The organism is Ruegeria sp. K7 (genome assembly GCF_056531785.1).
In genome coordinates, this window is the sequence record NZ_JBQFMJ010000014.1 from 57,071 (window position 1) to 72,051 (window position 14,981).

The following is a 14,981-nucleotide window of genomic DNA, read 5'->3' on the forward strand; positions in this document are numbered from 1 at the left end:
TCGCACCCGGGGTGTGGTTTTCATACCCAAGATAGGTGCGATGAAAAAGACTTGCAGGCGGCCTTGTGAAAATTCGTGCATTTTTTGGGAAAAGCCCGACATGCCTGATCAAACAGACCTGTTGGGCCAACCGACTGATGCCCCGCTTGGCGTCAGCGCCCGAATGCGCTGTTCGGGGTCCATTTCATTTTTTCACCCGCTTTGCCCCATTTCATCATCAAGCAGGATGTTCCGTACTTCTGGAAATACTTGATATTCAGCGGGTACCATCCGGCCTTTGGCACTTCGACCTCGGTGCGCTGGTTGGCTTCGCAGCCCTGGCGTCCGTTGACATACCCAATCTGTTGACCGCCGACATAGGCGTCAATTCCATCGTTGGACCAGGTTTCCAACTCGTAAACGCCGGGCGAGTCAAAACGGATAAACCCGGTGATCTCCGCCGCCACATTATAGGCTTCGTTGAAAGTCATGACAGGATCACCATCCGATGTGTCACGGTAATCCAGTCCCCTCAAAGGCGGACCCGCCTTGGCCTTTTTCAACAGGAAATCAACTTTGGCGAGGTTCTGGATCTTGCGCGGTGGATTCCCCTCCCATGCGTATTTCACATTCAGTCCCGCCTTCGCGTTGGGCTGCGGGTTTGCGGGTTGCAGTTTCAATGGCGCGGACATGGCCGTGCTGCCGATTACTGCCGCGACTGCGGCCAGCGCACCGATCCGAAAGAGTTTCATGGTCTTCTCCCTGAGTGTGGTCTTTTGGGGTTTCTCCCCTTCCGACCTTTTTATTGCGAAGACACTAGGACGTGAAAATTCACCTCGCAAGTCGGTTGAAGTTCACAATCTCAACGTCAGGCCCTTACGTCCTTTGGTGAATCCATTACAACATAGGACGTAATTGAGGTCACATGCGGCAGGGTTCCCAGCACCTCGGTATGGAAAGTCTTGTAGGACGGCAGGTCGGCACACTCCACCCGCAGCAGATACTCGATTGTTCCGGTAGTATTGTGGCATTCAACCACTTCCGGCGCACGCTGCAATGCGCGCTCGAACCCTTCCTGCGCAGCCTTGGTATGCTCGCCCAGCCCTACGCCGATATAGGCCACAAACCCCACTCCCAGGGCTGCGGGGTTCAGAACCGCGCGATAACCCGTGATGACACCGGCACGTTCCAGCTCCTGCACGCGGCGCAGACAAGCAGATGGCGACAGACCAACACGGTCAGCAAGGTCCAGGTTGCTGATACGACCGTCCCGGGACAGCTCTCGCAATATTTGGCGGTTTGTTTCGTCAATCTTGGTCATTGATTGCAAAACTAAGGGAAGCACGCATCAAAACGCAATTTCATTTACCGGTTTTGCCGCAATTATTCGCTTCATGACCTATGAACTTCTACTCGCCCTGATCGCTTTTGCATTCGTTTCCTCGATCACGCCGGGGCCGAACAATCTGATGTTGATGGCATCGGGTGCCAATTTCGGGTTCCGGCGCACCGTCCCGCATATGCTGGGGGTCGGGCTGGGCTTTACCTTTATGGTTCTGCTGGTGGGAACCGGGCTGGTTCAGGTCTTTGACCGTTATCCGGTCAGCTATACGATACTCAAAATCGCATCCGTGATTTATCTGCTGTACCTGGCCTGGAAGATTGCCAATGCCGCGCCCACGCAAGATCAGGCCGCGAAGGGTACACCAATGACGTTTCTTCAGGCCGCCTCGTTTCAATGGGTCAACCCCAAGGCGTGGGCCATGGCCCTGACAGCAACTGCCGCTTATACGCCGGATCAGACGCTGGGTGCGATCATGGTGGTTGCACTGGTTTTCGGAGCGGTCAACCTTCCCTCGGTCAGCGTCTGGACCGTACTTGGGCAACAGATGGCGCGCGTTTTAACAAACCCGCGCCGCCTGCTGCCCTTCAACTGGACCATGGCGGTGCTGCTGGTGGCCTCGCTTTATCCGGTGCTGTGGCCGAGTTGAGCTATTTCAGTGGCAGACAGATTTCAGTCAGCAGGTCTTCTGGCACGGTGTCGCGCGGATCGTTGAGGTAAATTTCATAGCAAGGCCGATCCGCCGGTTCCTCACCGGATTCAGGCAGCCAGTTGCCGAACAGGCTGTGATAGGCAGCGTGAATACTGAATACGGGCCCTTGTAGGTCAGCACAGCGGTATTGCCGCCGGGGATTTCCAGCGCTTCCATACCATCGGGGGTCGCACCACCGCGATGTTCGGCACCGGCATAGCTGCGCAGTTGATCTTCGGGCACGTCATCGGGACTGTCGAGGTAGACCCCGATAGCAGGACCCATCTGCGGCCACAGTTGGCGGGATTCGCACAAGGCACCAAAGGCTTCAAAGCTTTTGCCGATCTCGGCATAAGCGCCTTTGTGTGGCAGCGCGACGACACGGCGGGCGGGTTCGGTTCGTTTCGTAACAGGGTGCATTGGATATTCTCCGGTTCTGAAATGTGGGTTGGCTGGCAGGCATTGCCCGGCCTTGCGAAAACCGGCGGGGCTGCTGCCATAGGCCTCGGAAAAGGCCCGCGCAAAGGATTTCAGGTTGTGATAGCCGATATCAGTGGCCACCTGCGCAACCGGCTTGTCGGATTGCACCAGCCAGCACGCCGCCCGATGCAACCTGATCCGGCGCACGGCCTGCGCACAGGTCTCGCCCGTGATGGCGCGAAACACACGATGCCAGTGAAACCGCGACATGGCGGCGACGTCGGCCAGCGTGTCCAGTGACAGATCGCCTGCCGGGTGGTCATGAATGTAGGCCAAAACACGCAGGATACGATCTTCGTAACTGGCTGTCATCGGTTCCCTTCCTTCTTCCTGCCGCACCGGGATCGCATATTCCGCGACCACAAATCTTGCTGAATTCTCACCAACCAACACCCCACCCACTGAAACGCTACGATCTTCGCTTGGACCAATCCTGAGCCCGAACGATGGCCCAAAACAATGGACTTGCATGACATGTCTCACTCACTAGTTTGGCCGCGGTTTGGCTGCTTCCGCATTTTTTGACTACTTGCAGAGAAGCCAAAAACACTCTTCTGCCGACGCAGGGCATTTGGCTCAGAACGATCCCAGGTCTGAAACCCTAATTGAAGATCAGCCAAGCCTTGGTCGGAAACTGATCAGCGATCCGTTCGGCGACATTACGGATGCGGTTCATCAACATCTGGGATCCGTCGATGCCACGAGCGATAGTCAGATCTGTCGAGCCAAAAACACGGGATGAAAGCGAGAAAGGTGTCTAAATGCTGAAGGCGGGCGCCAATGGCCTTGCGCCTGAGAAACAGCCATACCCGTTACGGATCAGGTTCAGGACCCCGCTTGCCTTGTGTTGCATTCCTCTGGCGGCAAGTTCATATAGCGGGGAACTTCCGCGTTGAGAGGCGTCATGACCCAGTATCTGGATTTCGAAAAACCCCTGGCCGAGATCGAAGGCAAGGCCGAGGAACTGCGCGCGCTGGCCCGTGCCAACGAAGAGATGGACGTGGCCGAAGAAGCTGCTGCGCTGGACGCCAAGGCGGCCAAACTTCTGGATGAACTGTACGGCGATCTGACCCCGTGGCGGAAATGTCAGGTGGCGCGCCACCCGGAACGCCCCCATTGCAACGATTATGTCGACGCGCTGTTTACCGAGTTCACGCCCCTGGCCGGTGACCGGAACTTTGCCGACGACCTGGCCGTGATTGGCGGTCTGGCGCGGTTCGAAGACCAGCCGGTGATGGTGATCGGGCACGAGAAAGGCTCGGACACCAAGTCGCGGATTGAACGCAATTTCGGCATGGCCCGCCCTGAAGGCTACCGCAAGGCCGTACGTCTGATGGAGATGGCTGGCCGTTTTGGCCTGCCGGTGATCACGCTGATCGACACCGCAGGCGCCTATCCCGGCAAAGGCGCCGAAGAACGCGGCCAGTCCGAAGCAATCGCCCGGTCGACCGAGATGTGTCTGAAAATCGGTGTACCACTGGTCTCGGTCATCATCGGCGAAGGCGGTTCGGGCGGTGCGGTTGCGTTCGCTACGGCAAACCGTGTCGCGATGCTGGAGCATTCGGTCTATTCGGTGATCTCACCCGAAGGCTGCGCCTCGATCCTGTGGAAGGACTCCGAGAAAATGCGCGAAGCGGCCGAGGCCCTGCGCCTGACCGCGCAGGATCTGCACAAGTTGGGCGTCTGTGACCACATCATCGCCGAGCCCAAGGGCGGTGCCCATCGTGATCGTCCGGCGACAGTTGAGGCAGTGCGTGCATCAATCACGGCCATGCTGGCCGAATTGGAAGGCAAAGACGCAGCGGCCCTGATTAAGGACCGCCGCCAGAAATTCCTCGACATCGGATCGAAAGGGTTGGCGGCCTGAGCCGTCAGCCCCCAAGCCTGCGCAGCAAGTCTGCCGAAGGTGTCCCAGTTACCGCCAGACCACTGGCCCGCTGGTAGTCGCTGATGGCGGCTTCGGACTTCTTGCCGATCACACCATCCGCCCCTTCCGTATCATACCCGGCCGACGTCAAACGACGCTGCAACTCCTTGCGGTCCTCGAGGGTCAGGCCGTTCTCGTCCGGACCGAATGAGGCCTGAAACGGCGCGCCGCCGGCGATCCGGTCGGCCAGATGCCCGACACCGATCGCGTAGCTGTCCGAGTTGTTGTAGCGCTTGATCACCTGAAAATTGCGGAACACCGCGATGCGCGGTCCGGGCGTCTGCGGCTGCAGCACTGCGACAGGTGTGCCTGACACCGTTCCGACCTCGCCACCCCAATTCTGGCCCCGCACCCAACCGGCGCGCGCCAGATAGGCTGCGGTCGAGGCCAGTGAGTCGGTCGGATCGTCCGACCAGATATCCCGTCGCCCGTCACCGGTGAAATCCACCGCGTAGGCCAGATACGACGTCGGAATGAATTGGGTATGCCCCATCGCCCCGGCCCAGCTGCCGGTCATTTTGTCGGGCGTCGTATCGCCGTTCTGCAGGATCTTCATCGCTGCGATCAACTGCTTTTCAAAGAACTCCCCGCGCCGTCCGTCGTAGGCCAGCGTCGACAGAGCCGAGATCACCGGCACATCGCCCCGACGCGCGCCATAGCGACTTTCCAGCCCCCAGACCGCCACCACGATTTCACGGTCGACGCCGTATTGGGCTTCAATTTGCGACAAGGTTGCGCCATGGCGCTGCAGCATCTGTTTGCCGGTGCTGATCCGCTCGTCCGAGGCCGCAATGGCCAGATAATCCTCGAGCGAGCGCTTGAACTCGACCTGGTTGCGGTCGCGTTCGATCACGCCGGGCAAATATCCAGCCCCCTGAAACGCACGATTGATTGTGGTCTGCAAAATACCCTGAGACGCCGCGCGTCCCTTGAACCCGGCAACCCAGGCCTCCCAGCCTGCATTGGGCACAGCCCGCATCCGTGTAGCCGGCGCGCGCGCAGGTGAACTGATATCGGAACAGGCGGCCAGCAGCGCCGACCCAAGCCCCATAGAAAAGGTCCGTCGATTGATCATGTCTGAAATCTGCTCTTGTTGTGGTTTTGGCCAGAGTAACGCAGACCGCGCTTTTGAGCCAGAACGACGCTGGCCTGCGCCTGTCGCGAATGGGGCAACCGGGGTATCGTCGGCAATAAGCCGCCTAGCTGACCAGCAACCGCAAGCCCTGCGTCACATCGGACCGTACCGCCAGCCGTAATCCTGGCTCATCACCAGCCTTGAGCGCAGCTATGATCAGCTTGTGGTAGTGCGGCGGCTCTGTGCGCCTGAGCCGCCCATAGAGCGCGCGCATCGTCGGACCCAGTTGCAACCAAACGGTTTCCGCAATTGCCAGCATCGCCGGCGCCTGCGCCCGAAGGTACAAAGTGCGGTGGAACTCAAGATTGGCGCGGATATACCCGACCGCATCCCGTTTGGTTACCATTTCCGCAACCGTCATGTTGATGCTCTGCAGCCGGTCAATCAGCGCCATGTGCGCCCGCGGCAGTGCCCGGCTTGCCAGTTCAACCTCAAGCAGGGCGCGCAAGGCCGCCAGTTCCTCGATCCGGTCATTGCCAAGTTCCGGGGTCGATACGCGACCTGACGACGACAGGGTCAGTGCCCCTTCGGCCGCCAATCGGCGCACCGCCTCGCGGGCCGGTGTCATGGATACGCCAAACTCTTTGCCGATCCCGCGCAGGGTCAACGCCTGCCCCGGGGCAATATCCCCATGCATGATACGGGACCTGAGCGTCCGGTAGACGCGGTCGTGCGTTGCGGTCTGGGACTCGGTGGAACGTGTGCTCAACATGCGCCCATGTGATCACAAATATCAGCCGGGTCAACTCGTCCCGGCTTCAAATCGGTATTGATGCAGCCGCGCACCGTTGTCGCGCAACCACCGCCGCTGATCCTTGCAGGGTCCGAAAATCCGCTCGACCTGCGCCCAGAAGGCCGGAGAGTGGTTCATCTCAACCAGATGAGCCACCTCGTGGGCCGCGACATAATGCAGAATTTCTGAGGGTGCCAGAATCAGGCGCCACGAGAACATCAGCGCACCGGCGGAACTGCACGATCCCCAGCGCGACCGCGTATCCCGAAGGGTCAGGCTTTTGTACGGACGGCCCAACATGGCGGCATAGTCATCGCAAGCTTCTGTCAACCGGTCGCGCGCGAGTTCCTTTAGGAATCGGGCCAGTCGCCGCCCCTCGGCCCCCGAAGGAACCGCGATCTGGTCGCCATGCATCAGGATCCTTCGCCCCGTCGCGGCAACGATTTTTCGCTCGGACCCTTCGATTGGAAGGAAACCGCCGATTTCCACCGGCGTCCGGCCGGGCTGGTTCTGCAGATGCTGCCGGATCCAGTTTTCTTTTGTGCGGGCGAAACTCAGCGCTTCGGCCTCGGGCACGCCTTGCGGGAAGGTCAGCGTGACCCGCCCGTCCAGTTGGGAAATCCGCAGACTGATCCGCCGTGCCCGCGCCGACTTGCGCAATGTCAAAGGCACCGGAGGCGTCCCGGGCAATGCATGTTTCCCCATATCCCAACTTCTCCTGCGCAAAGGCTTTGACAGTGCCCGCCGCATGTGGCACGTGACCTGAATCGTTGATACGACTCACCTGATATCAAGGGGATTTGACATGCCCAAGGAAGAATGGGGCGTAAAGCGCGTTTGCCCGACCACTGGCAAGCGGTTTTATGACCTGAACAAGGACCCGATCGTAAGCCCCTACACCGGCGAGATCGTGGTTATGGAAACCGGCAAAAGCCGGATGATCGCCGCCGACGCCGAGGATGCTGCATCCGCCAAGGCGCGTGAATCGCAGTCTGACGATGACATCGCTCTGGACGATGACGTCGATGTCGATCTGGACGATGATCTGCTGGATGATGACGATGACAATGACAACGTGTCGCTGGACGACATCACTGACATGTCATCGGAAGACGAAAACTGAATTCGTCCCGAGGCGGCCCCCGGCCGCCTCGTTTCATTTTTGCGGATCAGCAAGACGGCAAAAATTTTGCAAAACCGATTTTTTGGACTTGCACTATCCGGCACCGTCTCATAAACGTCCGTCCACCGCACAGGCGGTACCTGCATGGGGCCTTAGCTCAGTTGGGAGAGCGCTTGCATGGCATGCAAGAGGTCAGGGGTTCGACTCCCCTAGGCTCCACCAAACCTTCTTGAAGACACTCCGGTTTTCCCCCGTCTCATCCCCCCAGACCCGCACAGAAGTAGGACGCTGATGGCGCCCAATTTGCGGCTCGTACAGGTGGCCGTGCAAATTCGGGGCGCATGGGCGATGCATTCTATTACAGCTAGTTGTTCAGTTTCCGGGCAGCCTGCTTTGCTTCATATCGCTCCCATAGCCCCATATGTCCATTTTGCCGCGCGTTTGCGAGCCAGAGCTTTTTTCGAGCATCAGGCATTTCCAAAGATCGATATTTCCCGCCCGAGTACTTTCCCCAGTCTATCGCAAGCCCAAGTTTGACCATTTCTGCCGATAAATCACGACCGTCCTCCAAAAAGCATCTGGCGACAGTTCGCCCGTGGGTGTCCTGCTCGGTTACTTCCGCCCTGATTTTTTGTCCTTTGCAGAGGGACACCAGCGCCCACTTCGCTTTCTTTCCATATGGGTGGCTCATCTCTGGTGCATCTACACCAAACAAACGGATCTGGGTTTTTTTGATCACCAGAGTGTCACCATCAACTACATACGCGGAACCAGTCAATACCGATACCTCTGGACGCGGGACCGTATGGCTTGGGTCGAAACGCGGCAGCTGCGAAGAGCTTTGCTGCGGGCCGGTGGTTATCTTGGGCTTTTCGCCCACTCGAGGCTGCCAGGGTCGCGCAATCGTGTTGTCAGGTTTGTTGCTGCGAAGCGCCAAAAAAACCGCACCTGCCAGAACCAGGCCCAATACTATCAAGATTTCCACGAAACAGGTCTCCCATAGTTTGTCAGAAAAAATGGCTTCACTAGAACTGGATCAACTCAAGCACACGCCAGGGTTGAATTTCTAGAGCATGTCATATTCACCCAATAAGATGTGACCTCATTGCCTCTCCCAAAAGGTCACTGGGTGCGCTTTGTGACGGTTCATTTCCTTTTCTTCATAAGGCCAAATAACTTGCTGGATTTCAGTTAGCTCCTGACTTCCACGGCTTCTAGGGCGCTAAAACAAGATGGCAGGAAATCCAAAAAGAATGGCGACTTCGCATAAGCAGTCGCTTCGATGCGGTTCGATGTGCGTTCCGGCGTGAAGAATTCAGCGGATTTATTAGTAGCAAAGGGTCGCGTTATGAGTGTGGAGCCAAAGTTAAGATGACAGATAGATCGCGACCCAAAAAGACTGAGAGAAACGTGTTATTGGTGCTGGCATTGCCGCCCATGGCAAAGCCCTTCCTCTCAACGAGATCAGCCTTAATTGAAAACCAACGCCTTAACGGGCAGCAAAATTGTCTGTGCGCGCAAGACGATCGCGTTTGCGATTCCCATCCCGTCCACAATCCGTGCAAGAAAAGCCGAAAAACCCGTTATTTCACCGGCATCAATTTCCTTCGCCCGGCTTGTATAGGCAACGCCGACGCATGAACTTCCCGGGGGGATATCTTCCAGATGTTTCGGGAAGATTGGCGCAAGAAAGGCCGTCACAGTGCCGGGTCGCGCCCGATCCTGCTGATCCAGCAGCGCGTCACCCGGTCGGAATTGTCCCGCAGCAATCGCGTCTTGCACCTCGTCCACGACCATCGGGATTATGGTCAAGGGTTTGGATGCGCAGGTGATTTCCACCAGCATGCCGGGCTTGAGCACGCTGGCTGAAATCTGACCGAAAGCCGCTATGAAACGCCCTTGTCCTGAGACGTCTGGCACCAGAATACCAGCGGGACGCAGAATTGGGTTAACGATGTCACCCGGCTTCAGTAGGAATTGGGTCACAACCCCGTCCACCTCAGCGAATACGGTTGATTTCGAGATCTCGTTTTCGGCCTCCCGAAGCACGGCGCGCGCGCTTTCAAGCTGCGCAGGAAGAAGTGAGGTTTGGCGAAGCTTGGCACCATCGAGTGCCGCGAGTGCGGCTGCGCGACGGCTCTCCGCCCCGGACACTGCCGTCTGCAACCGCTCCAGCTCCTGCTCGCTCACAACAGTATCGTTTCGCTCGGCAAGCTCTAGGCGTCGATCCAGATCGCTTGTGGCCTGCGTAAGATCTGATTCTGCCGCCTCAACACCAGCAGCGGCTGCCGCGATTTCTGTTGCGGTCAGGCCCAATGCGGCCTCGATCTCTTCTATACGGCGTTGAGCGGTATCCGCTGCTGCTTCTTGTCGGGTCGTGTCCAACCGGAAAATGGCGTCACCGGCATCAACCGCGTCATTGTTGGCGACATAGACCTCTGAGACGCGGCCACCGCGATCTGACAGTATGGTAACCGTGCGAAATGCGGCGGACACGTTCCGCGTTGAGGGGTGAAAATAGAAGATCACTGTGATCAGCGTAACGGCCAGTATTGCGCAGGCGGTCAAACCCCACCGCAATTCATACCAGACGTTGAACAGGGTTATTTCATGGCCCCATCTCTTGCCCTGCTTGTAGCGACGGTACAGGTAATCCGGGACAATCGTGATCAATGCAGAGAATACCAACTCAAGCATCGCGGTTCTCCGAAAGGTCCACTTCGGTCCTGAGCGGGAATATCTCGTGCAGAGGCACAGCGGCAATCAGAATGGCGGCGATCCAGAAGGCATTGTTCAGTGTGAACAGCGAGATCAACCCAAGCACACCAACCAGTTGCATTTGAACCTTGTGCGCGCCTGCCGCCATGCGGTCGGGGATAGCCTGCACGGTAAAATACAATGCGCCGAAGCCCAGCAGGACAACTACAAGAAGAAACCCAACAACGATCAAAAAGCCGTCTGTTTCCCCCGGAGGTGTCACCCAAAACGGGAGCCGCGCCATCGCCTCATCAGAGATAGAGCTGTTCACGTGAACCTCCTGTTTCCAAATGATCCCCGGCAAGGATAAGCGATTGAAATCAAAAAAACCAATCCTGCACGAGGCAACTCTGATCAGCCCCCGGCCCGATAGCGTGAACATAATGACGGGCCAGTGCCCGATATGACGTTGGACGGAATCCAGTTCGAGGTTCTCAAGCCTCCTGAGAAAGTGGTGCGCACGTCACTTCAAGCCATTTCAAGAAAGCACCTACCTGATCGGAAATGCGCCCCTTTCGGTAGACCGCAAAGTAGCAGGCCACCCATTTCGGCGGCACGTCGATAGCTTCCAGTCTGCCTTTATCCAGGTACTTTTTGACGGTCACTAGAGGGCTTAGATGCAATCCGTAGCCTTGCAAGGCGGCGTCCAGCTCGAACTTCGATCCCCCCGGATCAACAGGCTGAAGGTCGTCGACGCGCAGGCCGAAGTCCCGGACGACACCTTCAAAGACTTGGGAACCGATGCTCTTGTCCTGTATCCACGGCACATCGGTCAGGTTTTTCGCACCCAACCTGACAAGCTCTGGTGTGCCGCATAGTACGAACGGCGACTTTAGAAGCAGTTTCTGGGCCGCGCCGCTCCAAACATGGTTTGGCGGGCCTCCGCGTATCGCAATGTCAAAGGCTTCGAGATCGACGTCCCACGAATTTCCTTCCGCAGCGAAGGACACCTGGATGCCGGGGTGTTCCGCCCAGAAGCCGCCAAGACGTGGCATGATGACCGCGTCGACAAATCGGACAGTCGTAGACACACTCACACCGCGAGCGGCCTCCTGAGCCGTCACATCATCAATGCCCTTTGCGATCTGCTCGAATGCGTCGTTGAGCGTGCTGGCCAGCGTCCGACCGGCCTCGGTCAAAGCAAGTCCACGGCCCTCTCGGCGCACAAGTGGAATCCCCAGATCAGCCTCAAGCTTTCGCACCTGTTGGGCAATTGCCGCAGTGGTTACGTTCAGTGAACGTGCCGCGGCAGAATAGCCGCCTAAACGGCCGGTCGCCTCAAACGCCCTGAGGGTCGTAAGCGGCGGCAACTTATGCCAGTCAATAAGGTTCATTCAGTAGAAATACTTAATGATTGCTATTTTTTCCTGCCTCGCAAGGTACACCAAACGTAACTATTGTCGAGAAATACACCCGATACGAGTTGAACAATCAGTGGTGTAGCTATCTGAAATTGCGATTGCCCTAAAAGCCTGTCGAATTGCGTTGCAATGCGATCGTCCTGCAATGCGTTTTGCGTTGACAGGCGGGTTTGAACAACCGGCAAGGTCCAATCGCCGCAAATGCTTGGAGGCCGATATGACTATCAGGATAACCATGCTTTTTACTGGAATAGGGTTGGCCATCGCGGCACCGGCGCTGCCCGACACCAAAGCCGAGACTCCGCAAGCCGCACACGTAGCGTATCTTGCAGCGATCAACTCGAACAAACTGGATCAATTCCTTGAGACGGTCACTGTTGACGTGGTGTTCATCGCTCCTGGCGCGCCTGTCATGGAAGGCAAAGCCAAGGTCGGGCCCTGGGTGCGCGGGTATTTCGACGCCGTTCACACCAGTTGGAAAAAGCAATCGCTGGGATTTGTTGTGGCGGCGGACTGGGCGTTTGAGCGTTATGAGTTTACCGCCACCGATGTTCCGCGTGACCCGGGCCCTGCCACTGTTTCCACCGGCCATGGCATCAATATCTACCATCTCGAAGATGACGGAACATGGCGCGTGGCGCGGGATATCTGGTCCAACGCGAATACCTTCAGCGCCGGCAGATCAATAGCGCCCGCGTGTTCGGGGCGTGCCGAACCTTGCTGATCAAAAGCTTTGATTGGTTGGCACGCCGCCCAGATGGCCTGGACACATACTGGATCGGCCGCTTTTAACCGGGTTCCGTCCACGGCCAACTGCATTGGCCTCCGGACGGAACCAGGCAAGTACTTTTCTCGGCAACCGAAAGGCCCAACCCGCAGACCGGGCATTAGCGAATTACTGGGCCACAACTTCCTTGCAACTGCCTTTGCCCCATCCGGATTTGCTGCCCGAAGCCGAATAGTCAAACGTGCCAGTCTTGAGATTCACGTTGTAATTTAACGTGAAGCCGTCACCGATATACAGGTAAGTCAGGGTGTCGAGGCCGGGATACACCTCAGCCTTATTGTCGATATCACCAATGGTAATATGCCCTTTGTTCTGGCCCTCGTATTTGACCAGCGTGGCCGCCATTTCCGGGTATTTTGCATCCGCCGCTTCACACTCGAACACCCGGTCTTCCGCAACTGCAGCGACGGGTAAGTACACAAGAAAAGCTGCTAACTTTTTCATTTTTTGTTTCCTGGCATATTCTGTTCGCCGACGCCCGCTAAGGGCAGTTTGAGGCATAATTTTGCAAAAAATCTGGCTACTCTGTGCACGGCAAGACGGCCATCAGATTTGATCTCGAAGCGGTCGTTTTTGCCGGGTCTTGCGCGAATACTGAAATGGAGTATCCCGAGCCGGTCGGAACAGCGGTTACTTAATCAACGAAACCCCAATCCCTCAGTTTAGCGATGCCCGAAATGACAGGCGGTTGGTCGCCGCAACGTCCACACGCGGCCTGCCCCAGTGGTTCTGAAGCCGAATCCGCCCCGCCCGTCCGGTTCCCGCCGACCCCTTCCAAAATCAGCGAACATCACACGGAACACCTCAATCACGCAGGTTTTCGGGCGCCGTGAACGCCCGGCGATGCCGCTGAGTGACCACCTCAGGTCGCTTTTTCCTTCCGGCGGCGAAACCGCGCATCCTGAAGCTTGACAAGTCCCCCGCCTGTGCCGCATGTCCGACCCGTTGGTGTCCATCCCTGGATGGATGAAAAGGGAATGCGTCAGCGGTTTTTCCGTCAAACGCAGCCGCCCCCGCGACCGTGACCGGAGAGGGTGCCCATAGCCACTGGCCGAAAGGCCGGGAAGGCGGGACATCTGCCAGAGCAAGTCTCTGACATCCGCAAGCCGGGAGACCTGCCAGCACCCGAAGAAGAAACCGGGCGGGGTGTTCCGGTGTCGGGTCCATGTGCAGACGCGTGGCCCGCATGAAACCCCGTCCCCCGCGAAGAGGATTTGGGGGGATGAGAGACATGACCGAGACCGCACCAGTCGAGTTGCTGGTCTGTACCACGTGCCGCCGTGGACTGCCCGTCGAGGATGATGAAAAACGCCCCGGCACATTGCTGCACAAAGCGCTGCAACAGGCCGACCTGCCCGAAGGCATCACGCTGAAACCCGTCGAATGCCTGTCGAACTGCGATCAGGGCTGCTCGATCGTGCTGCGCGGTGGACCGGGTCGCTGGACCTTTGTCTATGAGAACCTGAACGAAGCCGAACACGTTGACGCCATTGTCGACGGTGCGACCAAATATCTGGCGACCGAGGACGGCTTGGTCAAATGGCGTGAGCGCCCCGAACATTTCCGCAAAAACTGCGCCTCCCGCATTCCCCCGATTGGAGCCCTGAAATGAGCACTCTTGAGAAATTACCCGTCACTGTGATCACCGGCTTTCTGGGCTCGGGGAAGACAACGCTGGTCAAGCACCTGATGCAGAACCCGCAGGGCAAACGTCTGGCGGTCGTGGTCAATGAATTCGGCGACGTGGGCGTCGATGGCGATATTCTGAAATCCTGCGCCATTCCCGATTGTCCGGCAGAGAACATCATGGAACTGGCAAACGGCTGCATCTGCTGCACCGTGGCCGATGATTTCATTCCGACCATCGAAGCGCTGATGGCGCTGGACCCGCGCCCCGATCACATTCTGATCGAAACCTCCGGCCTCGCCCTGCCCAAGCCGCTGCTGAAAGCCTTTGACTGGCCCGATATCCGCTCGAAAATCACTGTGGATGGCGTGATCGCTCTGGCCGATGCCGAGGCGGTCGCGGCAGGTCGCTTCGCTCCGAATGTCGAGGCGGTGGATGCCCAGCGCCTGGCCGATGACTCGATCGACCACGAAACGCCTCTTTCCGAGGTGTTCGAGGATCAGATATCCTGCGCCGATATCATCCTGCTGACCAAGCCCGATCTGGCCGGGCCAGAGGGTGTTGCCAAAGCCAAAGAGATCATCGCAGCCGAGGCCCCGCGCCCGCTGCCCGTCGTAGAGGTTGCCGAAGGCGTCGTAGACGTCCGCGTCGTGCTCGGTCTGGAAGCCGCAGCCGAGGATGACATGGACGCGCGTCCGTCGCATCACGACGGTCACCACGACCACGAACATGACGATTTCGAAAGCATCATCGTCGAACTGCCGGAGCAAAGTGACCCACTCGATCTGGTTGCCAAGATCGAACGTCTGGCCAGGGAACTGAACATCCTGCGCGTCAAGGGGTATGCGGCAGTTGCCGGCAAACCGATGCGTCTGCTGGTTCAGGCTGTCGGTGCCCGGGTGCGTCATCAGTACGACCGCCCCTGGGAACCCGGCGAGGAGCGCCGCTCGTGTCTTGTGGTCATTGCCGAGCACGACGACATCAAAGAGGCCGAAATCCGGGATATCCTCGTGGGTGTGACCGAGGCCGCCGAGTAAGC

At 58.0% G+C, this 14,981-nt stretch carries 16 protein-coding genes, 1 tRNA gene, 1 pseudogene and 1 riboswitch; of the genes and pseudogenes, 7 read left to right on the forward strand and 11 right to left on the reverse strand.

Annotated features, from left to right (window positions below; all coding sequences use genetic code 11):
- Positions 1-152: 152 nt before the first annotated feature.
- Together ACR0FE_RS19035 and ACR0FE_RS19040 are read right to left on the reverse strand one after the other, a co-directional pair.
- On the reverse strand, positions 153-731 hold the full coding sequence (locus tag ACR0FE_RS19035; protein ID WP_480914643.1) for a PA14 domain-containing protein: 579 nt from the start codon (positions 729-731) through the stop codon (positions 153-155).
- A gap of 116 nt (positions 732-847) precedes the next feature.
- Complete coding sequence (locus ACR0FE_RS19040; RefSeq protein ID WP_480914644.1) at positions 848-1,300, reverse strand: Lrp/AsnC family transcriptional regulator; 453 nt, start codon at positions 1,298-1,300, stop codon at positions 848-850.
- Positions 1,301-1,373: 73 nt separating this feature from the next.
- Between ACR0FE_RS19040 and ACR0FE_RS19045 the strand changes: the two genes are divergently transcribed.
- Positions 1,374-1,970, forward strand: a complete 597-nt coding sequence (locus ACR0FE_RS19045; RefSeq protein ID WP_480914646.1) for a LysE family translocator — start codon at positions 1,374-1,376, stop codon at positions 1,968-1,970.
- Position 1,971: 1 nt separating this feature from the next.
- On the opposite strand, the pseudogene ACR0FE_RS19050 reads toward ACR0FE_RS19045, so the two are convergent.
- Positions 1,972-2,804: pseudogene (locus tag ACR0FE_RS19050) on the reverse strand (AraC family transcriptional regulator).
- 592 nt (positions 2,805-3,396) lie between these two features.
- On the opposite strand from ACR0FE_RS19050, the gene ACR0FE_RS19055 reads away from it, so the two are divergent.
- Positions 3,397-4,359: an acetyl-CoA carboxylase carboxyltransferase subunit alpha gene (locus tag ACR0FE_RS19055; protein WP_170609638.1), complete on the forward strand. Its 963-nt coding sequence runs from the start codon at positions 3,397-3,399 to the stop codon at positions 4,357-4,359.
- A 4-nt stretch (positions 4,360-4,363) separates the two neighbouring features.
- Here ACR0FE_RS19055 and ACR0FE_RS19060 read toward each other — a convergent pair whose 3' ends face one another.
- From ACR0FE_RS19060 to ACR0FE_RS19070, 3 genes are all read right to left on the reverse strand, one after another.
- Positions 4,364-5,494: a lytic murein transglycosylase gene (locus tag ACR0FE_RS19060; RefSeq protein WP_480914648.1), complete on the reverse strand. Its 1,131-nt coding sequence runs from the start codon at positions 5,492-5,494 to the stop codon at positions 4,364-4,366.
- Between the two features lie 124 nt (positions 5,495-5,618).
- Entirely contained in the window at positions 5,619-6,266 is a 648-nt protein-coding gene (locus ACR0FE_RS19065; RefSeq protein ID WP_170609635.1) for a GntR family transcriptional regulator, read from the reverse strand.
- A gap of 30 nt (positions 6,267-6,296) precedes the next feature.
- Positions 6,297-6,992 (reverse strand): M48 family metallopeptidase, encoded by a 696-nt coding sequence (locus ACR0FE_RS19070; protein WP_480914650.1) that lies wholly within the window; start codon positions 6,990-6,992, stop codon positions 6,297-6,299.
- A gap of 100 nt (positions 6,993-7,092) precedes the next feature.
- Between ACR0FE_RS19070 and ACR0FE_RS19075 the strand changes: the two genes are divergently transcribed.
- Positions 7,093-7,410, forward strand: coding sequence for a TIGR02300 family protein (locus tag ACR0FE_RS19075; protein WP_170609631.1), 318 nt, complete (start codon positions 7,093-7,095; stop codon positions 7,408-7,410).
- Positions 7,411-7,556: 146 nt separating this feature from the next.
- Positions 7,557-7,632: transfer RNA gene (locus tag ACR0FE_RS19080), tRNA-Ala, on the forward strand.
- Positions 7,633-7,774: 142 nt separating this feature from the next.
- Here ACR0FE_RS19080 and ACR0FE_RS19085 read toward each other — a convergent pair.
- The 4 genes from ACR0FE_RS19085 to ACR0FE_RS19100 form a co-directional block, all read right to left on the reverse strand.
- The gene (locus ACR0FE_RS19085) at positions 7,775-8,395 is read right to left on the reverse strand and encodes a thermonuclease family protein (RefSeq protein ID WP_480914652.1); all 621 of its coding nucleotides are present in this window, start codon (positions 8,393-8,395) and stop codon (positions 7,775-7,777) included.
- Between the two features lie 485 nt (positions 8,396-8,880).
- Complete coding sequence (locus ACR0FE_RS19090) at positions 8,881-10,107, reverse strand: HlyD family secretion protein (RefSeq protein WP_480914654.1); 1,227 nt, start codon at positions 10,105-10,107, stop codon at positions 8,881-8,883.
- Entirely contained in the window at positions 10,100-10,438 is a 339-nt protein-coding gene (locus ACR0FE_RS19095; protein WP_480914656.1) for a hypothetical protein, read from the reverse strand. The genes ACR0FE_RS19090 and ACR0FE_RS19095 overlap by 8 nt, the downstream gene beginning before the upstream one ends.
- A 163-nt stretch (positions 10,439-10,601) precedes the next feature.
- A complete protein-coding gene (locus tag ACR0FE_RS19100) occupies positions 10,602-11,501 on the reverse strand; it encodes a LysR family transcriptional regulator (protein ID WP_480914658.1) in 900 nt (299 codons plus the stop codon).
- A gap of 244 nt (positions 11,502-11,745) precedes the next feature.
- On the opposite strand from ACR0FE_RS19100, the gene ACR0FE_RS19105 reads away from it, so the two are divergent.
- Complete coding sequence (locus ACR0FE_RS19105) at positions 11,746-12,252, forward strand: YybH family protein (RefSeq protein ID WP_480914660.1); 507 nt, start codon at positions 11,746-11,748, stop codon at positions 12,250-12,252.
- 171 nt (positions 12,253-12,423) lie between these two features.
- Here ACR0FE_RS19105 and ACR0FE_RS19110 read toward each other — a convergent pair whose 3' ends face one another.
- Complete coding sequence (locus ACR0FE_RS19110) at positions 12,424-12,759, reverse strand: hypothetical protein (protein WP_170609619.1); 336 nt, start codon at positions 12,757-12,759, stop codon at positions 12,424-12,426.
- Between the two features lie 485 nt (positions 12,760-13,244).
- Positions 13,245-13,452, forward strand: a riboswitch (cobalamin riboswitch).
- Between the two features lie 94 nt (positions 13,453-13,546).
- On the opposite strand from ACR0FE_RS19110, the gene ACR0FE_RS19115 reads away from it, so the two are divergent.
- The gene (locus ACR0FE_RS19115) at positions 13,547-13,927 is read left to right on the forward strand and encodes a DUF1636 domain-containing protein (RefSeq protein ID WP_170609617.1); all 381 of its coding nucleotides are present in this window, start codon (positions 13,547-13,549) and stop codon (positions 13,925-13,927) included.
- The gene (gene cobW, locus ACR0FE_RS19120; RefSeq protein ID WP_480914662.1) at positions 13,924-14,979 is read left to right on the forward strand and encodes a cobalamin biosynthesis protein CobW; all 1,056 of its coding nucleotides are present in this window, start codon (positions 13,924-13,926) and stop codon (positions 14,977-14,979) included. Before ACR0FE_RS19115 ends, cobW begins: the two co-directional genes overlap by 4 nt.
- Positions 14,980-14,981: the final 2 nt, after the last annotated feature.